Here is a 22933-nt window from a genome sequence, read left to right as displayed (position 1 = left end):
ACGTCATGCCGATGTCATTGGCGCTGCCGACACTCCGGGGCTTCCCTGCTCTGAAGGTCCGGTCTCGATGCGAACGTCTGCGCGCTTTCCCCGTGTCTCGCTGCTTGCCCTGCTGATCGCTCCCGCACTGGACGCCCTGGCCGAAGCACCGCAGGGCGATGCCGCTGAAGCGCGCAGCAGTGAGGCCCGCACCCTCGACCAGGTGCAGGTGATCGGTCAGGCCACCAGCTATGCCAAGACTTCCGTGCGTGCGGAAACGCTGAACCGGCAGACCGTGATGAGCAGCGTCAACGACGCGCTCAACGAAGTGCCCGGCGTGGTGGTCAGCGAGGCCGATGCCACCGGCTCGTCGGTGTGGGGCACGCAGATCAGCATGCGTGGCTTCGTCACCAACCGTGATACCCAGCAGATCGGCACCACCATCGACGGCCTGCCCAATGGTGGCTCGGGTTACGGCGGCGGCTCGCTGGCCAACCGCTACATCGACACCCTCGACCTGGAAACGGTGGAAGTCAGCCAGGGCACCGCCGATATCTCCTCGCGCTCGAACGAGGCCCTGGGCGGCACCCTCAACTTCCTCACCAGCGATCCGCTGCAGGACAGCCGCCTGCGCTTCGTGGTCGGCGCCGGTGACAACGAGGCACGCAAGTACTACGTGCGCTACGACACCGGCCTGCTCGGCGGCCACACCCGCGCCTGGGTCAGTGCCTCGTCGGCGCGCGTGCATGACTGGATCGATGGCAGCGGCAGGACCAGCAATGACCACATCGCCGGCAAGTTCATCACCGAACTGGATCGCTGGACCCTGACCGGCTACCTGTCCTACAACGATGCGGACGAGCCGGAGTACACCAGCGTCTCACCGAAGGGCTTCGCGACCAATCCGGATCGCGACAACCTGGTCGGTACCCTCACCGGCATTCCCTACCTGGACCAGAACTACCGTTCCGGCTCGCGTGCGCTGCGCGAGAACACCTTCGGCTACCTGCGCGCGGCCTTCGACGGTGGCAACGGCTTCAAGGCCTCGGTGGCCGCCTACGGGCACCGCATGCAAGGCCGCGGCGACTGGCTGCCACCGTATCTGGCGCAGGTCAGCGATGACGGAGCCGGTCGCCCGGAGTCGGAATACCTCGGTGGCAAGAGCGTGTACGGCGGCAGCAACCGTGGCCAGATTTTCTTCGTCAATCCCGATGGCAGTGCCGCGCAGCGCCTGGCCAGCTGCAGCCCGCGCCTGGGCTTCACCGCCGAGTACGATCCGAACTGCTACGCCGGCAACGTGCTGGGCGCGCAGTCGTATCGCCACACCCACTACGACAACGACCGCATGGGCGTGACCGCCGACGTCGAATGGCGCCAGACTTTCGGCGCAGTCGACAACACGATCCGCGGCGGCCTGTGGGTGGAGAAGCTGGACCGTTCGGCACGCCGCGACTGGCATCGCCTGCTCAACGTCGGCCAGGACATCGCCTTCGACCACCAGCCGTACTGGGTACAGTTCGAGGACAAGTACAAGGTCGACGAACAGATGTACTACGTCGAGGACGTGGCCCGATTCGGCCCGTTCAGCGCGCGCCTCGGCGTGAAGCAGTTCTTCGTGGACCAGTCGCGCCGCCGCGTGATCGGTGCCAGCGAGCACGTCACATCCGACTCCAGGTCCGATCCGCTGCTGTCCACCGGCTTCACCTGGGCGCCCGGCGTGGAAGGCATGGAGCTGTTCGCGGGCTTCTCGCAGAACTTCGCCGCCATCCCCTCCGGCGTGCTCGGCGAGATCGACCCGCAGCGCTTCCGCAACGTCGAGCCGGAGACCGCCGACAACATTGAAATGGGCATGCGCATCAGCCGCTGGCCCCTGACCGCCTCGGTCACGCTGTACAACATCAAGTTCGACAACCGCATCGTCTACCTGCCGGCCGGCTTCGTCAGCGGCATCGACTACCTGGGCGAGACCGACGGCGTCTACGAGAACTTCGGCGGCGTGGAAAGCAACGGCCTGGAAGCGGCGTTCGGCTATGGCTGGGACAACGGCTGGCGCCTCAACGCCGCCTATACCTACAACCGCTCCAAGTACCTGGGCAGTGGCGATGCCGCGCGTGATACCCAGCTGGGCATCGTCGACGGCGCCAAGGTGATCGGCCAACCCGAACAGACCCTCGTACTCTCGGCGGACTGGCAGGGCGAGAACTGGAACTTCGGCCTGTCCGGCCGTTACCTGGGCACCCGCTACCTCGACGCCGCCAACGTCAACAAGCTGCCCTCGGCCACCGTGTTCAACGCGAACATCGGCTTCGACCTGCAGGGCCTTTCGCCGCGCCTGAAGGGCATGGGTGCCAACCTGGTGGTGAGCAACCTCACCGACAAGCGGTATCTTGCGGGGGTGGACGGCCGCGACAACGCCTTCATCGGCGCTCCGCGCACCGTCGGCATCTCCTTCCGTGTGGACCTGTGAGTGAGCCCGTGACCGATATCGGCCGACGCCGGTTGTTGCAGGCCGGCGTTGCCGCCGGCTTTTCCCCGCTGCTGCCCAGCATCGCCCGGGCCGCCGCGATCGCCCCCGCCGCGCGGACCCGCAGCCTGGAAGACCTGCAGCACATCGTGGTGTTCATGCAGGAGAACCGTTCGTTCGACCACTACTTCGGCACGCTGCCGGGTGTGCGGGGTTTCGGCGATCGCTTCGTCGCTCCGGCGCAGGCACTGCAGGCCGGCGCCCGCGCGCGCAGCCTGTGGCTGCAGCCCGACGCCAGCGGCAAGCGCGCGATTGCGCCGTTCCCGCTGGATACCGCCGCGCACTTCGGCTACATGCGCGTGGAAGGCACGCCGCACACCTGGCCGGATGCACAGCGGGCCTGGGACCACGGACGCATGGGGCAATGGCCGAAAGCCAAGCAGAACCACTCGATGGGCTACTTCCAGCGCAGCGACCTGCCCTTCCAGTTCGCCCTGGCCGATGCCTTCACCATCTGCGACGCCTACCACTGCGCGATGCAGGCCGGAACCAACCCGAACCGGGTGTTCCTGTGGACCGGCCACAACGATGCTGCCGCCCGCGCCGGCGGCCCGGTGATCGCCAACTCGCACGACAACTTCCCCGAGCACGGCGGGCATCCTGCGTCGTACCGCTGGGCCAGCTATGTCGAACGCCTGCAGAAGGCGGGGGTATCCTGGCAGATCTACCAGGACATGGCCGACAACTTCACCGACAACCCGCTGGCCGGCTTCGAGGCGTTCCGCCAGGCCTACCGCGCTGCGCCGGGGCATGACCCGCAGCTGCGCGCACGCGGGGTCAGCACGCGTGGCCTGGCGCAGCTGCGCCAGGACGTCATCGACGGACGCCTGCCGCAGGTCAGCTTCATCATCGCCGACGCGGCCGGCAGCGAGCATCCCGGCCCCTCCAGCCCGGCCCAGGGCGCGGCCTATACCGCGCGCGTGCTGGATGCACTGACCGCCGATCCGCAGGTGTGGAGCCGCACCGCCCTGCTGCTGATGTTCGACGAGAACGACGGTTTCTTCGACCACATGCCACCACCGGCACCGCCTTCGCCTGTGGACGGTGGCTGGGCAGGTGCGTCCTCGGTCAGCACCGAAGGCGAGTACCACCGTCACCCGGCACCGGGAGATGAGAAGTACGACTTCGCCGAACTGCGCGGCCGCCCGTATGGACTGGGCCCGCGCGTGCCGCTGTACGTGATCTCGCCCTGGAGCCGCGGTGGCTGGGTCGATTCGCAGGTGTACGACCACACCTCGGTCATTCGACTGATCGAACGCCGCTTTGGTGTGTCCGCGCCGGACATCTCGCCGTGGCGCCGCGCGGTCTGCGGCGACCTCAGCACTGCGTTCGACTTTGCCCAGCGCGATACCCGCCCGTTCGTCCGCGGCCTGCCCGACGTGAGCGCGGTGGCCGCACGCGCCGCTGCTTTGCCGGGGCGCACCGTGCCCGCGCTGCCAGAGGGGCTGAAGCCAGCGAAACAGGAAAGCGGTGTACGCCCGGCGCGTGCCCTTCCCTATCGACCGCAGGCGTCGATTGCTGCGGTCGACGTCGCGGGCGTTGACCTGGCGTTGTCTTGCGAGGGCGCAGCGGCAGTGCTGCATGTCTACGATCGGCTGCGGCTGGAGGCGGTGCCGCGCCGTTACACGCTGCTGCCGGGCATGCCGCTGCGCGAGCGTTGGCCGCTGGACGCCCAGGGCCGCTATGACCTGTGGCTGCTCGGTCCGAACGGCTTCCACCGCCACTTCCAGGGTGCGGCCAAGACTCCTGCCGTGCAGGCTTCAATTGATCGCGCGGATGGCCAGCTGCGGCTGCACCTGCGCAATCTGGGTGACAGTGCACAGCAGGTGCGCGTGCATGGCGGCGCCTATGCAGGACACATGCCCGAACAGACATTGGCGCTGCCCGCACATGCGCAGACTTCATTGGCGTGGGATGCAACGCCTACCGCCGGCTGGTATGACCTGCGCATCAGCGCGGGTGGGAGTGTGCTGCGTTTGGCCGGCCGCGCCGAGGATGGTCGCCCCGGCACCAGTGACCCGGCGATGGGCACCGAACCGCTGCGGTTCGAGCACGATTGAAGAATCCCTGTAGAGCCGAGCCCATGCTCGGCTGCTTTCGCCCCGGTCGCATTGCCCCGAAAGAAGCAGCCGAGCGTGGGCTCGGCTCTACAGCGCAGACCGGTAGACTCAGGCCTCCTGCAGCCCCGGCCGGCCGTGCTCCACCGCGTAGCGCTTCCAGCTCTGCACGGTACCGTTCGGCCGCATCACGGTATCCAGCGTCTTCATGTCGCCGATCCACGCATCAGGGGTGACATCGCACAGCACATAGCCACGCTTGTCGGTGGTCGCCTTCAGATTGGGGCTGTGCGCAAGCTGGTTGCGGGCGTAAGCGTCCACGCCCTGGCCATCGGCCCCCGAAGTGATCGAAGTGGCAAGGAACTCGCTGGAGACCACGCCCGAATCACGATGGTCCTGCACCAGGTCGCTGGCGTAATGCCGGTGCGCGTCGCCACAGGCGGTCACCACGTTGCCGAAGCCGACCTTCTGGATGTGGTCGAGCAGGCGCCGGCGGCTGTTCAGGTAACCCGACCATTGGTCATCGGACGACTGCACCACGCCGTCCTTCTCGCGCATGTAGTTGCCCAGCGCTACCTGGTGGGCGATGGTGTGCCAACGCGGCGCGGCATCGGCCAGGCCATCGAACAGCCAGCGCTCCTGCTTCGCACCGACAATGCTGCGCTCCGGCGATTCCACGTCCTCACGCAGCGCCATGTTCACCTGCTTGCTGCGGTACTGGCGTGTGTCGAGCAGGTGCAGGTCCATCAGCGTTCCGTAGCGTGCGCGCCGGTACAGCTGCATGTGGCCATCGCGCGGGAATGCCGAACGGCGCAGCGGCATGTTCTCGTAGTAGGCCTGGAACGCCTGTGCGCGCCGCAGCAGGAACACTTCGCTGGGCGTATCGTCCTGGTCTTCGGCGCCGGCCCAGTTGTTGTCCACTTCATGGTCATCGAAAGTGACGAACCACGGTGCCGACGCATGCGCGGCCTGCAGGTCGGCATCGCTCTTGTACTGGGCATAGCGGCGGCGGTAATCATCCAGCGTGTAGGTCTGCGGGCCGACGTGGTTGCGCAGGTTGGTGAACGGCTGGCCGTTCATCTTCCGCAGGCCAGGCTGGCTTTCACCTTCGTAGATGTAATCACCGTAGTGGAAGACGAAATCCAGCGGTTCCTCGGCGATGCGCCGCCACGCGGTGTAGTGGCCTTCTTCGTAGTGCTGGCAGCCGGCCACCACAAAGCGCACGCGATCCACCGCTGCCGCGGCTGCCGGCAGCGTGCGGGTACAACCGACTGCACTGGCGTGGCCACCCACGGTAAAGCGGTACCAGTAGGGCCGTCCGGGCGCCAATCCTTCCAGTTCCACGTGCACCGCGTGGCCGAGTTCGGGATGCGCGAGCGCCGAACCCTGGCGTACCACCTTGCGCATGCCTTCGTCCGCTGCCAGCTGCCATTCGACCACCATCGGCCGGGTCGGCATGCCACCGCCGAACACCAGCGGCTCCGTCGCCAGCCGCGTCCACAGCACCATGCCGTCGGCCGTGGGATCACCCGAGGCCACGCCCAGGGTGAAGGGCGTGCTGGCAAAGCGCGGCTTGGCCAGCAGGTTGCGCGGGTTCAGCGTGGTGGCATCGGCCTGCGCGGCCAGCGCGCGTGCCGTGCCCATCCAGGCGCCGGCAGCGGACAGGCCGGCCAGGGCCAGGAATCGCCTGCGATTGATCGTCTCCACGGCTGTGCCCTCAGTTGTAGATGATGTGGAAGTAGAAGAAGCGGCCGTAGTCGTCGATCTCGGTACGGAAGCGCCCGTTCGGGCCGGTGCTGTAGGTCGGCTGGGTGTTGAACAGGTTCTTGGCTTCGTACTTCAGCGTCACGTGCCTGCTGACCTTGTGGCTGAAGGCCATGTTGAAGGTCATGTACGGGTCGTAGTACGAATCCAGCCACTGGGTGTCGCCGAAGTCGACCAGCATCCGGCTGCGGTAGGTTCCGGACAGGCGCAGTTGCGAGTTCTTCCACGGCATGCGCCAGATCACCGAACCATTGAGCGACCAGTCCGGCTGGTACAGCAGCCGGTCCAGGCGTCGCTCGGTGCCATCGGTGATGCGGTAGTTGGTCCTGCCTTCCAGCCGCGTGGCGTTGAAGTACATGTCGAAGCGCTGGCGGCCCCATTGCAGGTTGCGGTTGGCCACCGCGAACTCGACGCCGCGCAGCCTGGACTCATCGGTGTTCATCGGCTGGGTCACCCGGTAGCGGGTATCACCCACGTCCTCGAAGGTGGTCAGGGTGTAGATGTCGTCCTTGATCACCTTGTCGAACAGCGCCACCGAGACCAGGCCGTTGTTGCCGTTGAAATACAGGTCCCACGCCAGGTCGATGTTGGTGGAACGGCGCGGCTGCAGGTCGGCATTGCCCTGTTTGATGCTGCAGAAGCCCCTGCCCTCCTCGTCATCGCCACAGCTGGTGCTGGTGGCCTGGGCGATGTTGCTCGGCGTCGGCCGGCCCAGCGTGCGGCTGGCGGAGAAGCGCAGGCGCTGGTCCTCCGTGAGCTTGAAGGTTGCATTCAACGAGGGCAGCAGGTTGTTGTAGCCACCACTCGTATTGCGGAAGGCGGAGGTATAGGTAGTGCCGCCATCATCGCTGAACGGACTGTAGGCATCGAAGCGGGTGTGGTCGTAGCGCAGGCCGCCGATCAGCAGCAGCCGATCCCAGGCGTAGTGCGCGGACACATAGGCATTGGTGATGTCCTCCACGTACTTGTAGTCGCTGGTGAAGTTGGCATTCGGATAGGCCTTGTTGTTGCTGCCCAGCGTCGGCGCCAGCTCCTCGTTCCACTTGCGGTTGTCGATCAGCGGGAAGCCCGGCACGCTGCCCAGCAGCGTCGAACCCGGGTACAGGTAATCGTTCAGTGTCGCGCTGCTCTTGTAGTAGTCGAAGTCGATGTCCTGCCAGATCTTCAGGTGGCGGTACTCGGCGCCGGCGGCCAGGCCGAAACCTCTCGCATCGGCGTCGATGTTGTAGCTGAAGTCGGCGCGCAGGTTGTCGATGCTCTCCTTGGCATCGCGCGGGGAGACGTAGGCCTGCGCCGGATTGAGCTTGAATGCGGAACTGGTCAGCAGGCTGGAATCGGAAACGGCCACCGCGTTGGGGAATCCGTGGCTGTCGTTCTCGTAGTCGACGAACAGGTTGCTTGGATAGGCGCGCACGCCCCAGTAGACCTGGCTGTTGTGGAAGGTCTCTTCGGTATGGCCACCGCGCAGGGTCAGCCGCGAACGGTCACCCATGTCCCAGTTGAAGCTGGCGATGGCGCCACGGTTGCTGCGGTCCCAGCGGTCGTGGCGGTTCTTGATGTAGATACTGTTGATCTGGGTGGTGCCGCTGTCTTCGGTCTGGTTGCGGACCGGAAACTTGGCGTTTCCGTACAGATCCGTCTTGTTCATCGTCGAGTTCTCGTAGAACCGGTACGAATACAGCAGCAGCGATGCGTAGAACGGATCATCCGACGGCTTCCACTCAAGCTTGGCGGAGCCACCGAAGTTGGTGATGAAGTTGGTATAGGTGCCAGTGCTGAAGTTGCCAGGCGCACGCAGCCCGTTCCAGCCCTTGGCCTCGTCCGGACCCGTGGTACCGTCGGTGAGGTATTTGCCGGCGTCGTTGTAGTAGTAGTTCGACTCCACCCAGCGCTTGACGCTGTTGCGCGAACGCTGCTCGTAGCGTGCCACCGCAACGATGCCGAACTCCTGGTCGACACCAAACTGGTTGGAGAACACCATCTTGGCGCTCTTGCCGAAGTGGCCCAGGGTCTCGTGGTTGCCGCCTGCGCTGCGCTCGACGTTGGTCTCGGCGGTGGAATAGATGCCTGCCACATCGGCAAACACGTACTTGCCTGACCGGTCGAAGGCACTGCGGCTGATGATGTCGATCACGCCGCCGATCGCATCCGGTGCCTGCTCGGCACTGAAGCTCTTGTAGATGTCGGTACGGGTGCCGATGTCGCTGGGAATCAGCTGCAGGTTGTTCATGCGTTCGCCGGAGCCACTGCCACCCACGCTGGCAATCGCGATGCCATCGATGGTGGTGTAGTTGAGATTGGCCTGCACGCCGCGCACCGTCACGTAACGTGGCTCGCCGGCATCCTCCACCGCACTCAGGCCTGGAGCGGCCATCAGGCTCTCGGCCAGGGTCTCGTCGCCGTAGCTGTCCATTTCGTCGTAGACCACCGAATCCTTGATCACCGGTGAGGTCTTCTTCTGGTCGATCACCTCGTGCGCGGCAATCACCTTCACCGTGTCCAGGGTCGGCGCCACCACCGCCTCGGCCTCGCGCGGCTTCGGTGCGGCGGGCTTCGGCGCGTTGCGTACCGGTGCCGGATCGATGGCGATGACATTGCCATCCACCACGGTGTAGCCCAGGCCGGTACCGGCCAGCAGTGCATCCAGCGCCTGCCTGACGGTGGCACCGCGCGGCACCGCACCGGCCATGCGGGCATCGCCATCGGCCGAGTACAGGAACTGCACCCCGGAACTGCGTGACAACTGCTCCAGTGCACGCGCCAACGGCTGTGCCGCGATCGGCGTGGACACACGCGCCTCCAGGCCATCGGCGGCGGCGGCGAAGGCCAATGGCATGCTGCCGGGAGACAGGGCGAGGATGATCGACAGGTAGAGCGTGTTGCGCATCACGGGTCCTTGGAAGAGAGAAGGCAGCAGGCGCCGCTGCGCGGATCGGCAGCGGCTTCTCCCAAGTAAGAGCCCGCATCCACCAAAGTGGAGAACGCGGATTCAATGAATTTTTTCTGACAGTCCACGGCCACCTCGGCCTCAGCGGCTGCCAACCCGCACTGTGTCGCCCTCGCGGCTCACCACGAAGCGCGGGTCACGTTCGAGGAAGGCCTGCAGCGCACCGATGCGATGCGCATCGAGGCTGCCGGACAACCGTGCCGATGCCGCACCCTCGTCCAGCACGCGTACCTGCACCTGGTTGTGCCGGTTGAAGGCAGCGGCCACCTCGTCCAGCCGCTCATCCAGGAAGGACACCTTGCGCTGCTGCCAATCCAGCAGCATCGACAATGGCAGGTCCAATGACTCGACCGCATGGCTGCGCGCGTCGACCTGCACCACCCGGCCTTCGCGCAGTTGCGCAAGACGCCGGGCGTCCGCACCCCGGCTCCATACCTCCACCTCGCCGGAGACCACGCCGATGCGCGTGCTCTGCAGCCGTCGCGACACATCGAACACCGTGCCGATGTCGCGGATCTCCAGGCCGTTCACCGCCACCTCGAACGGACGGCGGTCGCGGGCGATGTCGAACGTTGCCTCACCCTGCAGCAGCTCCACCTTGCGGCTGAACCAGCCCATGCGTACCCGCAGGCGGCTGTCCGCGTTGAGCCGCACCAAGGTCTGGTCGGGCAGCACCAGGTCGCGAAGTTCACCCTGTCCGGCACTGTAAAGCTGCTCGGTGGGCATCACCTGCGGAACCAGGCCCACGCCGAGCAGGGTGATACAGGCTGCGGCAGCCGCCACCCACCAGCGCGCACGACCGCGACGCGGCACAGCGCGCGGCGGCGCGTGCACGCTACCGAACAGCGGTACCACCTTGGCGGCGACCTGCCGCGGTGGAACCGCCGCGTCGTCAGGCAACGGCGATTGCAGCGCCTCGCCCACCTGCCGGTGCAACGCAAGGGCGTGCATGTAGGCGCGCACGTGCTCCGGCGAGCGCTTCATCCAGTCCAGGAACGCAACCCGCTCGGCCTCGTCCAGCACTCCCTCGCGATTGCGCAGGAACCAGTCCATTGCCTCGCAGGCGAGCGTGTCGTCGGCCATGGGCGATGCGTTCCGGTTCATGCGTGCTCCCTGGCGCCCAGCGCCTTCCTGCAGGCCTCCAGCCCCTTGCCGATGTGCTTGCGCACCATGTGCACCGACACCTGCAACTGCTGGCTGACTGCCGGGCAGTCCAGCCCGTCGCGGTAATGCAGCTCCATCACCCGTCGCGTGGTCGCCGGCAGACGTGCGATGGTGATGCGGATATCGTTCCAGCGCTGCGCGCGCTCGAACTCACCCTCGATGTCTTCTTCGCTTTTCAGCACTTCGGCCAGCTGATCCACGTCTTCCAGCGGCGGCAGCGACAAACGCGCGCGCGCGTGCTCGCGTGCCAGGTTGGCCGCGACCGTGAACAGGTAGGCCTCCGGGTTCTCGATCGCTGCGGCATTCTCGCCGGTGGCCCGCAGCAGCCGCAGGTATACCTCCTGCGCCAGGTCCTCGGCGTCTTCGCTGGCAGAACCGCGACGCAGGAAGAAGCCACGCAGCAGCCGTCGGCGCAGCGCGTAGCTCTTCTCCCAGATCCTCACGCTGTTCACGGCCGGCCAACACCCCGAGGCTGGAAAGCCCCGCAGGGTGACGGCCATCGATGACAGTGGCGTTGCAGCAGGCGGCCATGCCAGGCACTCTCCGCCCGGCACATTCGCCCATGATACGGCGCACCCTGCCAACCCTTGCTTGCCAGAGATCCAAGCCAGGCCCGCCTATCGAAGCCGCGGGGCCGGGCCTACGCTTGCCTCCCCGGTGGCCGCGACGGTCGCCCTTCGCGTCACGGCCCCGCCATTGCGACCCCGCTCCAGTGCTGTGCGCCCTGCCGGTGTTGTCGCCCAGGCAGAGCCGGCGCCCTCTGGAGACACTCATGAACCAAGCCCTGACCCCCTTCGATACCGACCCGCTGGAAACGCGGGAGTGGCGGGAATCACTGGAGGCGGTGATGCAGGCCGGTGGCCGGCCACGCGCGCATTACCTGATCGACCAGCTCAGCGAGCTGGATGCGCAGCGGCACGGCGACCTGCATGCGCGCGCGTGGACCGCCTACGTCAACACCATCCCGCCGGAGCGCCAGCCGGCCTACCCGGGCGACCTGGCCATCGAGCGCCGCCTGAACGCGATGATCCGCTGGAATGCGATGGTGATGGTGCTGCGTGCCGGCAAGCACTCCAACGTCGGCGGCCACATCGCCACCTACCAGTCGGCGGCTGTCCTGTACGACGTGGGCTTCGATCATTTCTTCCGTGGCCGTACTGACACCTTCGACGGCGACATGATCTACATCCAGGGCCACTCCGCGCCGGGGATCTACGGCCGCGCGTACGTGGAAGGCCGCATCGATCCAGCGCGCATGGACAACTTCCGCCGCGAAGCCGGTCGCGAAGGCCTGTCCTCGTATCCGCACCCGCGATTGATGCCGGAGTTCTGGCAGTTCCCCACCGTGTCGATGGGGCTGGGCCCGCTGACCGCCGCCTACCAGGCGCGCTACATGCGCTACCTCGAGTACCGCGGCCTGAAGCAGCACCAGGACCGCAAGGTCTGGGCCTTCCTCGGCGACGGCGAGATGGACCAGCCCGAATCGCTGGCGGCGATTTCGCTGGCCGGCCGCGAGCGGCTGGACAACATCGTATTCGTGGTCAACTGCAACCTGCAGCGCCTGGACGGTCCGGTGCGCGGCAACGCCAAGGTCATCCAGGAACTGGAAGGCGCGTTCCGCGCGGCCGGCTGGAACGTGATCAAGCTGATCTGGGGCAGTGGCTGGGACGACCTGCTGGCCCGCGACCACAGCGGCCTGCTGCGCCAGCGCATGATGGAATGCGTGGATGGCGACTACCAGACCTTCAAGTCGCAGAGCGGCGCCTACGTGCGCGAGCATTTCTTCGGCCGTTACCCCGAGCTGCTGGAGCTGGTCGCGCACATGAGCGACGACGACATCTGGGCGCTGGCACGTGGTGGCCACGATCCGCAGAAGGTGTACGCCGCCTACCAGCAGGCGGTGAACACCCGCAGCCGGCCGACGGTGATCCTGGCCAAGACGGTCAAGGGTTTCGGCATGGGCGAAGCCGGCGAAGGCCAGAACATCAACCACCAGCTGAAGAAGATGAGCGCCGATGCAGTACGCGCCTTCCGTGACCGCTTCAACCTGCCGGTCAGCGACGACCAGCTGGAGGAAATGCCCTATCTGCGCCCGGAACCCGGCAGCGCCGAGGCCGCCTACTTCGCCGAACGCCGCCGCATCCAGGGTGGGCAGCTGCCGGCGCGCCTGGCCAAGGTGGATCCGCTGCCGCTGCCGCCGCTGTCGATCTTCAACACCCAGCTGCAGGGCAGTGGCGATCGCGGCCAGTCCACCACCATGGGCTTCGTGCGCATCCTCACCAGCCTGCTGAAGGACCCGGATCTGGGCAAGCTGGTGATTCCGATCGTGCCCGATGAATCGCGCACCTTCGGCATGGAAGGCCTGTTCCGCCAGATCGGCATCCACTCCTACCTGGGCCAGCTGTACACCCCGCAGGATGCCGGCCAGCTGAGCTATTACAAGGAAGCCAAGGACGGTCAGATCCTGCAGGAAGGCATCAACGAATCCGGTGCGATCTGTTCATGGATCGCCGCCGGCACTGCCTACAGCAACCACGGCCTGGCCACGATTCCGTTCTACATCTTCTATTCGATGTTCGGCCTGCAGCGCGTCGGTGACCTGGCCTGGGCCGCTGCCGACGCGCGTACCCGCGGCTTCCTGCTCGGTGCCACGTCGGGCCGCACCACGCTGATGGGCGAAGGCCTGCAGCACGATGACGGCCACAGCCACGTGCTGTCGTCGGTGATTCCGAGCTGCGTGTCCTACGACCCGACCTACAACTACGAACTGGCGGTGATCATCCACGACGGCCTGCGCCGCATGTATGTCGACCAGGAAGACATCTACTACTACATCACCGTACTCAACGAGAACTACCCGCAGCCGGCACTGCCCGAAGGCACCGAAGCCGGCATCCTGAAGGGCCTGTACCTGCTGCATCCGGCAGCCGCCGACAACGCCTTGCAGCCACGCGTGCAGCTGATGGGCAGCGGCTCGATCCTGCGCGAAGTGGAAGCCGCGGCAGACCTGCTGCAGCAGGACTTCGGCATCGCCAGCGATGTGTGGAGCGCGACCAGCCTGACCGAACTGCGCCGCGACGGGCTGTCCGCCGAGCGCTGGAACCTGCTGCATCCGGCCGAAGAACCGCGCGTGCCCTACGTGCAGCAATGCCTGCAGGGTCATGAAGGCCCGGTGGTGGTGGCCACCGACTACATGAAGATCGTCGGCGACCAGATCCGTCCCTTCATCAACGACCGCCGCTTCACCGCATTGGGCACCGATGGCTTCGGCCGCTCCGACACGCGTGAATCGCTGCGCACGTTCTTCGAAGTGGATCGCCACTTCATCGTACTGGCGGCCCTGAAGTCGCTGGCCGACGAAGGCCGCATCGAACGCTCGCGGATGCAGGACGCGATCGACAAGTACGGCATCGACACCGGCAAGCGCGATCCGGCCGCCGCCGTGTAGGGCCGTTGCATTCACCACGCCTGCCCTGCGGGCGTGGTGAATGCAGCATCGCTACGGCATGCGCTTGAACAGGTTGGTCTGCAGGATCGGCGTACCGTCATGACCGTAGAACGCCTTGGTCTCGGTCATCGTCGCCTGGTCATCCGCCACGGTGTAGATGCGGGTGGAGGCCGGCGTGCCATGGTCCACCAGCTGCATCACCAGCGTGTTCGGTGCAGGCAGTTTCAGGTTGGCCTTGTCCGCGCCATAGGTGCCGGACAGGGCGCCGGGCGTGCCATCCAGGGCCAGCGTGCCGTCGGATTTCATGGTCTTGCCGTCGTTCAGGACGATGTCCACGTGCGAGCTCCAGCGGCCACCACCGGCGTCCTTGAACTCGAGCACCACGTGCTTCGGGCGCTGCGCTTCGGGTAGCGCAGACGTGGCGATATCCAGCGACCAGCGCCCCAGCAGGGGGGAAGGCGAAGTCTCCACTGCCAGCGCCGGAACGGCGGGGAGTGAAAGCGCAGACAACAACACAGCGGACAACAGCTTCATACGTTGCTCCGTTCCAGTGAAGAAGATTCTGCGTGACGCGTTGTGGGGCGCAGCGCCTCGGATCGTGCACAGCATCGGCGCCCGGCGCAAGGCGGGGCGCTGAACACGCGGCAACCTCATTCGCGCCCCCGCGATTTCGGTCTGGCGGCAAGGTCTCATCCGTCCTTGCCGATACAAAGAGTTACGTTATAACATTTCACTTCGCCTTCACGAGTCCTGCCATGCGTCGCCACCTGCTTGCTGCTGCCATTCTGTTCGCCGTCCACACCGCCCAGGCCGCGGACGAACCCACCCTCCCCACCCTCCAGGTCCAGGCCTCCCAGCCCTCGCGCATCGACAGCCGGGTCACCGTCGACAATCCGCAGGCGCAGAACCGCACCCTCGGCGGCCTGCTCGAACACGTCTCCGGCGTGCAGAGCACCGCCTTCGGGCCGAACGCGGGCGCCCCGGTCATCCGCAGCCTCAGTGGCAACCGCGTGCAGATCCTGCAGGACGGCCAGTCCATCCTCGGCATGAACGCGATCAGCGGCGACATCAACATTCCGTTCGATCCACTGTTCGTGCGCAGCGTCACCGTCAACAAGTCCTCGGACACGGTGCGCTATGGCGGCAATGCGATCGGCGGCAGCGTGGAGATCGATTCGGGCCTGATCTCGCGCAGCATGGAAGACAAGGACCAGTCGATGGAACTGGTCCTGCGCAAGGGCTTCAATGCCGCCGATGCGCAGGGCTTCCGCATGAACTTCAACAACCAGCGCAACCTCTCGACCAACCTGCAGGTCTCGCGCCAGCGCATCTCGCACTACGACATCCCCGGCAACAGCAAGGCCCGTGTCTGCAACACCCGACTGTTCCCGCCGACAGGCGGCGTCAACTCGGCGCTGGCCGACAGCTGCCAGAAGGAAGCACGCGTACAGCAGATCTACAACAAGGCCTCGCAGCCTTACATCGACCAGTTCATGACCGAGAATCCTGACTGGGCCGATGGTGAATTCTCGTTCTACACCAACAATCCGACTTCGGTCTGGCAGCGCCGCACCTACATCAATCCGGTCAACCCGGCCTACGTACCCGGCACGCCTTCGTACGTGCAGAAGCAGATCAACAACGACGTGACGCCCGATTACCATCACCGGTTGGGCAACGGCTACGCGAGAAATTCGCAGGTGGCGCTCGGGTCGACCCTGTTCTTCGACCGTGGTTACGTGGGTATCAGCATCGATGCCAAGGACAGCGAGTACGGCGTGCCGGGGTTCTCGATGCAGAACCTGTCGTTCGGTTCCAACTATGCCAACGGGCTGCCGGTGGGGGTGGTGATCAAGCAGGAACGCTATGCACTGGAAGCCCTGCTGCGCAATCCGCTGCCGTGGTTCGAGCGCGCCGAACTGCGCGTTTCCAAGCTGGACAACACCTCGGGCGAGCGGCTGGGTGCCACCCGCGCCAACGACTACGATTTCGAGAGCACCCAGGCCGAGCTGCTGCTCAGCCATCAGCGCGTCGGTCCGCTCAGCGGCATGCTGGGTTTCAGCCACCAGTCGCGTGATGTCACCGGCAGTGGCTCGCTGCGCTACCTGCCTGACGTCGACACCCGCAGCAACGCGGTGTTCCTGAAGGAGACGCTGGACTTCGGCTGGGCCAGTTTCGACGCTGGCGTGCGCCACGAGCGCGTTGACCATGACCTGCAACCAAGCCGCTTCAAGATCGCGCGCAATGCCGCCAACACGAAACTGCAGGACCGCGACTACCGGCTCAACAGCTACAGCCTCGGCTCGTACGTCGAGCTCGGTCCGTTGTTCGCCGCCAAGGTGCGCTACTCGTCCTCGCAGCGCGCACCGGAGATCAACGAGTTGTACGCGAGCAATGCTCACTATTCGGTGATGACCCAGGAAGAAGGCAACCAGAACCTCGAACCGGAGCGCGCGAAGAACCTGGAACTGACCGGCCTGTTCCACCTTGGTGGTTTCGAACTGTCGGCCACCGCGTACCGGATGCGGTACGAGAACTACCTCTACCTCGGCTATTCCGGCCTGCAGACCGCCAACCGCCTGCCGCTGAAGTACTGGAAGCAGACCGACACCACGGTGAAGGGCTTCGAGATCGACGCGTCGCAGGCATTGGACCTGGGCCGCTATGGCACGTTGAACGTCTCCGCCTTCGCCGACCTGGTGAAGAACAAGGCCGACCACCCGGATTCGCTGCGCGCCCACAACGACGGCGAGTATCTGCCGAACATGCCGACCAACCGCTACGGCGCCAACCTGCAGTGGCAGCGCGAAGGCTGGAAGGCACAACTGTCCAGCACCTACTACGACGCGCAGAAGTACCTGGGTCGCAATGTCAGTGAGGAAATTCCGCTCGACGCATTCAACCTGGTCGACCTGCAGGTCAGCCGCGAACTTCCAGTGCGCAACAGCTACATCGCAGGCGTGGAAGTGTTCGTCAATGGCAGCAACCTGCTCAATGAAGAAGCGCGGCCGCACAACTCGCCGCTGAAGTACATCGCGCCCCTGCCGGGGCGGGGCTTCCAGGTCGGCGTGACGATACGGCTCTGAAGGCCGGCCATAAAGAAAAACGCCTGCAGATCGAGGATCTGCAGGCGCTTCTTTGTATCTGGCGGAGTGAGAGGGATTCGAACCCTCGATAGAGCTTTTGACCCTATACTCCCTTAGCAGGGGAGCCCCTTCGGCCACTCGGGCATCACTCCGGGGTATTCTCCGCGTCTGGTGCGTTGCACCTCAGCGGGGCGTGAATCATAACGTTAATCGAGTGCGAAGGTAAAGCGTTATTCGGCAGAATTTTCGCTACCGGTGCCACCGGCTTCATCACCACGCTGGATGCGCTGGTAGATCTCTTCGCGATGCACAGCGACGTCCTTCGGCGCAGTGATGCCGATACGCACCTGGTTACCCTTGACGCCAAGCACGGTGACGCTCACCGAGTCACCGATCATCAGGGTTTCGCCGACGCGGCGAGTCAGGATCAACATTTTTGTAAGTCTCCATGGAACCGTGTGGAAGGGTATCCCCCACCGGCTTGACGCTCCGTCAAGAAGCGCTACCACGACAAAGGGAAAAGATTCGCAATGGTACCGTCAGCCGTCCCGCTCCTACAAGGAGGGGGACGGCGGGGTTCATCACAGGCGGGGGCTGACCCATTCGACGACTGCAGCCAGCGCAGTGGCAAGGGCGGGCCCGTCCTCGCCACCACCCTGGGCGAGGTCCGGGCGTCCGCCGCCCTTGCCCCCGATCTGACCGGCGATATGGGACAACAGTTCCCCGGCCTTGACTTTGCCCATTGCGCTGCCGTTCACACCCGCGACCAGGGCGGCCTTGCCGTCCTGGGCACCGGCCAGCACGATCACCGCGTCGCCCAGCTGCTGCTTCAGGCGGTCCATGCCGTCACGCAGGGCCTTGGCGTCGAAGCCCTCCAGGCGGGCAGCCAGCACCTTCACGCCGGCGACCTCGACGGCCTGACCGGACAGGTCGGCCGTGGCACCGGCCGCGACCTTGGCCTTCACGGCCTCCAGTTCGCGTTCCAGCTGCTTCTGGCGCTGGCCGAGGGCACGGATCTTCTCGACCACGTCGGCAGCGCTGCCACCGAGCAGTTCAGCGGCCTCGGCCAGGCGGGCCTCTTCGGCGTCCACGTAGTCCAGGGCGCCCTGGCCGGTAACCGCCTCGATGCGGCGCACGCCGGCGGAAACACCGCCCTCGGAGGTGATCTTGAACAGACCGATGTCGCCGGTACGGTTGACGTGGGTGCCACCGCACAGCTCGGTGGAGTAGTCACCCATCTTCAGCACGCGCACATGCTCACCGTACTTCTCGCCGAACAGGGCCATCGCGCCGAAGTCCAGCGCTTCCTGCATGGCCATGGTGTGCACTTCAGCGGCGTTGTTGGCACGCACCTGCTGGTTGACCTTGCGCTCGATCACCGCCAGCTCTTCCGCGCTGATCGGCTGGAAGTGCGAGAAGTCGAAACGCAGGCGGTCCGGCGCGACCAGCGAGCCCTTCTGCTGCACGTGGGTGCCCAGCACTTCGCGCAGCGCGGCGTGCAGCAGGTGGGTGGCCGAGTGGTTGAGGATGGTGGCGCCACGGCGCTCGCCATCGACCTGGCCGGACAGTACATCGCCGACCTTCAGGCCGCCTTCGGACAAGGTGCCGACGTGGCCATGGAACTGGCCGGCGAACTTCTGGGTGTCCTCCACCGCCAGGCGCACGCCGTTGCCGGCCAGCACGCCGGTGTCACCGACCTGGCCGCCGGATTCGGCATAGAACGGGGTCTGGTTGGTGATGACGATGACCGAATCACCGGCATCGGCCGACTGCACCGGACGACCGTCCTTGAGCAGGGCCAGCACGCTCAGGCCGTCGGCCTGCAGGCGGTCATAGCCCAGGAACAGGGTCGGGCTCAGCGTTGCCACCAGCTCGGCCGGCAGGGTCACGCCGCCGCCGAACTTGCCGGCCGCCCGTGCGGTTTCGCGCTGCTGTTCCATCGCGGCATCGAAGCCGGCGATGTCGACGGTCAGGTCGCGCTCGCGCGCGATGTCCTGGGTCAGGTCGAGCGGGAAGCCATAAGTGTCGTACAGGCGGAACGCGTCAACGCCCGGGATCACGCCATTGCTGGCCTTGCCGGCCACGTCCTCGAAGATCTTCATGCCGGCGTCGAGGGTTTCGGCGAAACGCTCTTCTTCGGCCTGCAGCGCACGGGTGACGGTGTCCACCGCCGCCGGCAGCTCTGGATAGGCCTCGCCCATCTGCTCGACCAGGGTCGGCACCAGCTTGCTGAAGAACGGCTGGCGCACACCCAGCATCCAGCCATGGCGCAGGGCGCGGCGGATGATACGGCGCAGCACGTAACCGCGGCCTTCGTTGGACGGCAGCACGCCATCGACGATCAGGAACGAACAGGCACGGATGTGGTCGGCAATCACGCGCAGCGACTTGTTCTCCAGGTCGGCGGTGCCGGTCAGCTCGGAAGCCTTGCGGATCAGCGCCTGGAACAGGTCGATCTCATAGTTGGTGTGCACGTGCTGCAGGATCGCCGCCAGGCGCTCCAGGCCCATGCCGGTATCCACGCACGGTGCCGGCAGCGGCACCAGGGTGCCGTCGGGCTGGCGGTCGAACTGCATGAACACCAGGTTCCAGATCTCGATGAAACGGTCGCCGTCTTCGTCCGGGGAACCCGGGGGACCACCGGCAATATGATCACCGTGGTCGTAGAAGATCTCGGTGCACGGGCCGCACGGGCCGGTGTCGGCCATCTGCCAGAAGTTGTCCGAAGCGAACGGCGCGCCCTTGTTGTCGCCGATGCGTACGATGCGCTCTTCCGGAACGCCGACCATGTCGCGCCACAGTTCGTAGGCTTCGTCGTCGGTCTGGTACACGGTGACCAGCAGGCGTTCGGCCGGCAGCTTCCAGACCTGGGTCAGCAGCTCCCAGGCCCAGGCGATCGCGTCCTTCTTGAAGTAGTCGCCGAACGACCAGTTGCCCAGCATTTCGAAGAAGGTGTGGTGGCGCGCGGTGTAGCCGACCTGGTCGAGGTCGTTGTGCTTGCCGCCCGCGCGCAGGCAGCGCTGCACGTCGGCCGCGCGCACGTAGCTGCGCTTTTCCGCGCCAAGGAACACGTCCTTGAACTGCACCATGCCGGAGTTGGTGAACAGCAGGGTCGGATCATTGCCCGGCACCAGCCGCGCCGACGGCACGATGGTGTGGCCTTTACCCTTGAAGAATTCAAGGAAGTCGCTGCGGATCTGGGATGTCGTGAATTTGGCGGATGCGTTCATTGGGGGCTGGCAGTCTGCGGGCCGGCGGACCCGGACCACCGGCCGCGTTGGCCAGGGTCGCGACGGACCGCCGAAAACCTAAAGGGTATCAGGCCCGGCGCCGCCAGTCTCAGTCATCCGGGTCGTAGCGGGTCGCGCGGCGGATGCTGTCGCCGTCGAAGCCCCGCCGGGCCAGCAGATCGGCAGCCTTGCGCCGCTGCGTCAGGTCCTGCGGGCCGGCCTCGCCAAAGCGTCGGCGGACCAGATCACGGGCGTTTTCCTGCCAGTCGCCTTCGTAGCTGTCCATCGCTGCGGCAATCGCGGCACTGTCCAGGCCATGGGTCCCCAGCTCGGCGCGGACATGGATCGGCCCATAACCGGTGTTGGCGCGCATCCTCACCAGGTTCTCGGCAAAACGGGTGTCGTCCTGCCAGCCGGCCTCGGTCAACTTGGCGACAGCGGCCTGCGCGGCTTCGTCTTCGATGCCACGGGAGGTCAGCTTGCGGGTGAGTTCCTTGCGCGAGTGCTCGCGGCGGACCAGCAGGCCCAACGCCCGTTGCACGGGGGTCTGCTCACGAGGCCGGCGCTTGCGGCCGGTCGGAATGTCTTCGGCGTCGGACATGGGTACTCCAAGGGTGGCGCCATCCGTGGCGCCCAGCCCATCCCTGGGCGATTCGAACCTGCGGGGCAGGGCGACGTCACTGACGGCGCCACCCTGCCCCACAGCAAGCCTTATTCGTCTTCGCCTTCGTCGTCGCCTTCCTCGCGGGCCGCTTCGGCCGGCTGGAATTTCTCGCGCAGCTCGGCCTCGAGCTTGGCGGCGACAGTCGGGTTGTCGCGCAGGTAGCCGCGGGCGTTGTCCTTGCCCTGGCCAATGCGTTCTTCACCGTAGCTGTACCAGGCGCCAGCCTTCTCCACCAGCTTGGCATCCACACCCATGTCGATCAGCTCGCCTTCACGGCTGATGCCTTCGCCATACAGGATCTCGGTGATGACCTGCTTGAACGGAGGTGCCAGCTTGTTCTTGACGACCTTGATCTTGGTCTGGTTACCGATGATCTCGTCACCCTTCTTGATCGCGCCGATACGGCGGATGTCCAGGCGGACCGAGGCGTAGAACTTGAGCGCGTTGCCGCCGGTGGTGGTTTCCGGGCTCTGGCCCGGCATCATCACGCCGATCTTCATGCGCAGCTGGTTGATGAAGATCACCAGGGTGTTGGAGCGCTTGATGTTACCGGTCAGCTTGCGCAGCGCCTGGCTCATCAGGCGGGCCTGCAGGCCTGGCAGCTGGTCGCCCATCTCGCCTTCGATTTCGGCCTTCGGGGTCAGCGCGGCGACCGAGTCGATCACCAGGATGTCCACCGAACCCGAACGGACCAGCATGTCGGCGATTTCCAGCGCCTGCTCACCGGTGTCCGGCTGCGACAGCAGCAGGTCGTCCACGTTCACGCCCAGCTTGGCGGCGTAGATCGGGTCCAGCGCGTGCTCGGCGTCGATGAAGGCCGCGGTGCCGCCCATCTTCTGGCATTCGGCGATGGCCTGCAGGGTCAGGGTGGTCTTGCCCGAGGATTCCGGCCCGTAGATCTCAACGACACGGCCCTTCGGCAGACCACCAATGCCCAGCGCGATGTCGAGCATCAGCGAACCGGTCGGGATGGCTTCGACGGGCTCGACCACGCGGTCGCCCATGCGCATCACCGAGCCCTTGCCGAACTGCTTTTCGATCTGGCCCAGAGCTGCAGCGAGGGCGCGCTTCTTATTCTCGTCCATCGGATTGGTCCTTGCAGAGGTCGTGTCGTTGGAGTTGCTGTCTTTGGGGGTCTTCTTTGCCATGGGTTCACTTTAAGTCGGACGTATCGCACAGGCTGAGATTCTGCCCGGCGCTCTGAAAAGAATTATCGGACATCCGTACCAACCTCAGTGGAACCAGAGAATCGCCACAAAAGACCGCGGGGTAATGCGCTACGGAACGGGTCAACGGTTGGGCCGCAACAGGCCGCAATAGAGGCCCTCGATCGCGAAGTCCTGATCCGGCAGCACCTCGATCGGCTTGTAGTCGGGATTGCGCGGCAGCAGGCGGATGCGATCCTTGGCGATCTTCAGCAGCTTGACCGTGATCTCGTCATCGATGCGGGCCACCACGATCTGCCCGGAATGGGCGTCGCGGGTGCGGTGCACGCCGATCAGGTCACCGTCGAAGATGCCCTCATCGATCATCGAGTCGCCCTGCACCTTCAGCAGGTAGTCCGGCGCCGGCGAGAAGAACACCCGGTCCAGCACCACGAAATCGTCCGAGCCGATGTCGGCACCGATCGGCAGGCCGGCCGCAACCCGGCCCAGCACCGGCAGCCGCAGCACGCTGTCGGCCAGGCCCGGCTCGGCCAGCTTCTCGACCGGCGGTGCCTGCACCAGGCGGATGCCGCGGGCCTGACCCGGGATGCGACGGATCGCACCGGCCTGCTCCAGGGCTTCCAGGTGGTACTGGGCCGCGCGCACGCCCTTGAAGCCGAATGCGCGTGCGATTTCAGTCTGCGACGGCGGTGCGCCTTCGCTCTCGATACGCTCGGCGATCAACTGCAGGATCGCCTGCTGGGTGTCGGTCAGGTCCATGGTTAGTAGTATTACTACTAATATGCGCGACTGCAAGTGCCGGGGCGATACGGGATGGTGCGTGCCTGTTGGGCCGAGGCACGCTCGGCAAGCGCGCGAACGCCCGGCCGGCGGGCAAAAGCAAATGCAGCCGACTGGCAGTCGG

Annotated in this window: 14 protein-coding genes and 1 tRNA gene; 4 read left to right on the top strand and 11 right to left on the bottom strand. The window is 65.7% G+C overall.

What is annotated here, in order from left to right; genetic code table 11:
- The first annotated feature begins 67 nt into the window (after positions 1–67).
- Both VG566_RS08890 and VG566_RS08885 read left to right on the top strand, forming a co-directional pair.
- Positions 68–2446, top strand: coding sequence for a TonB-dependent receptor domain-containing protein (locus VG566_RS08890; protein ID WP_164167449.1), 2379 nt, complete (start codon positions 68–70; stop codon positions 2444–2446).
- An 8-nt stretch (positions 2447–2454) separates the two neighbouring features.
- A complete protein-coding gene (locus tag VG566_RS08885; protein WP_241884379.1) occupies positions 2455–4563 on the top strand; it encodes a phosphocholine-specific phospholipase C in 2109 nt (702 codons plus the stop codon).
- Positions 4564–4671: 108 nt separating this feature from the next.
- Here the strand turns inward: VG566_RS08885 and VG566_RS08880 are convergent, their stop codons facing one another.
- From VG566_RS08880 to VG566_RS08865, 4 genes are all read right to left on the bottom strand, one after another.
- Entirely contained in the window at positions 4672–6267 is a 1596-nt protein-coding gene (locus VG566_RS08880; protein WP_241884378.1) for an alkaline phosphatase D family protein, read from the bottom strand.
- A gap of 10 nt (positions 6268–6277) precedes the next feature.
- A complete protein-coding gene (locus VG566_RS08875) occupies positions 6278–9211 on the bottom strand; it encodes a TonB-dependent receptor (RefSeq protein WP_241884377.1) in 2934 nt (977 codons plus the stop codon).
- Positions 9212–9352: 141 nt separating this feature from the next.
- Positions 9353–10375 (bottom strand): FecR domain-containing protein, encoded by a 1023-nt coding sequence (locus VG566_RS08870; RefSeq protein WP_241884376.1) that lies wholly within the window; start codon positions 10373–10375, stop codon positions 9353–9355.
- Positions 10372–10887 (bottom strand): RNA polymerase sigma factor, encoded by a 516-nt coding sequence (locus VG566_RS08865; RefSeq protein ID WP_129407560.1) that lies wholly within the window; start codon positions 10885–10887, stop codon positions 10372–10374. The genes VG566_RS08870 and VG566_RS08865 overlap by 4 nt, the downstream gene beginning before the upstream one ends.
- Positions 10888–11207: 320 nt before the next feature.
- Between VG566_RS08865 and aceE the strand changes: the two genes are divergently transcribed.
- On the top strand, positions 11208–13883 hold the full coding sequence (gene aceE / locus VG566_RS08860; RefSeq protein ID WP_241884375.1) for a pyruvate dehydrogenase (acetyl-transferring), homodimeric type: 2676 nt from the start codon (positions 11208–11210) through the stop codon (positions 13881–13883).
- A gap of 51 nt (positions 13884–13934) precedes the next feature.
- On the opposite strand, the gene VG566_RS08855 is transcribed toward aceE, so the two are convergent.
- The gene (locus VG566_RS08855) at positions 13935–14417 is read right to left on the bottom strand and encodes a LuxR family transcriptional regulator (protein WP_075076276.1); all 483 of its coding nucleotides are present in this window, start codon (positions 14415–14417) and stop codon (positions 13935–13937) included.
- Between the two features lie 221 nt (positions 14418–14638).
- Here VG566_RS08855 and VG566_RS08850 point away from each other — a divergent pair, with 221 nt between their 5' ends.
- A complete protein-coding gene (locus tag VG566_RS08850) occupies positions 14639–16969 on the top strand; it encodes a TonB-dependent receptor domain-containing protein (RefSeq protein ID WP_241884374.1) in 2331 nt (776 codons plus the stop codon).
- Between the two features lie 59 nt (positions 16970–17028).
- Here VG566_RS08850 and VG566_RS08845 read toward each other — a convergent pair.
- From VG566_RS08845 to lexA, 6 genes are all read right to left on the bottom strand, one after another.
- Positions 17029–17121: transfer RNA gene (locus VG566_RS08845), tRNA-Ser, on the bottom strand.
- Positions 17122–17199: 78 nt separating this feature from the next.
- Positions 17200–17403, bottom strand: a complete 204-nt coding sequence (gene csrA / locus VG566_RS08840) for a carbon storage regulator CsrA (protein WP_004152909.1) — start codon at positions 17401–17403, stop codon at positions 17200–17202.
- Between the two features lie 147 nt (positions 17404–17550).
- A complete protein-coding gene (gene alaS, locus VG566_RS08835; RefSeq protein WP_241884373.1) occupies positions 17551–20199 on the bottom strand; it encodes an alanine--tRNA ligase in 2649 nt (882 codons plus the stop codon).
- A gap of 109 nt (positions 20200–20308) precedes the next feature.
- Positions 20309–20800 (bottom strand): recombination regulator RecX, encoded by a 492-nt coding sequence (recX, locus tag VG566_RS08830; protein ID WP_046429917.1) that lies wholly within the window; start codon positions 20798–20800, stop codon positions 20309–20311.
- Positions 20801–20910: 110 nt separating this feature from the next.
- Positions 20911–21948 carry a recombinase RecA gene (gene recA / locus VG566_RS08825; RefSeq protein ID WP_005412937.1) on the bottom strand — a complete coding sequence of 346 codons (1038 nt, stop codon included), beginning with the start codon at positions 21946–21948 and terminating at the stop codon, positions 20911–20913.
- 204 nt (positions 21949–22152) lie between these two features.
- Positions 22153–22788 carry a transcriptional repressor LexA gene (gene lexA / locus VG566_RS08820; RefSeq protein WP_032962190.1) on the bottom strand — a complete coding sequence of 212 codons (636 nt, stop codon included), beginning with the start codon at positions 22786–22788 and terminating at the stop codon, positions 22153–22155.
- Positions 22789–22933 lie beyond the last annotated feature (145 nt).

It is taken from the genome of Stenotrophomonas sp. CASM114, from assembly GCF_049384325.1.
In the GTDB taxonomy this organism is placed as follows: Bacteria; Pseudomonadota; Gammaproteobacteria; order Xanthomonadales; family Xanthomonadaceae; genus Stenotrophomonas; species Stenotrophomonas muris.
Note: the sequence above shows the minus strand (reverse complement) of the source record. Positions and strands in the feature narration are given on the sequence as shown.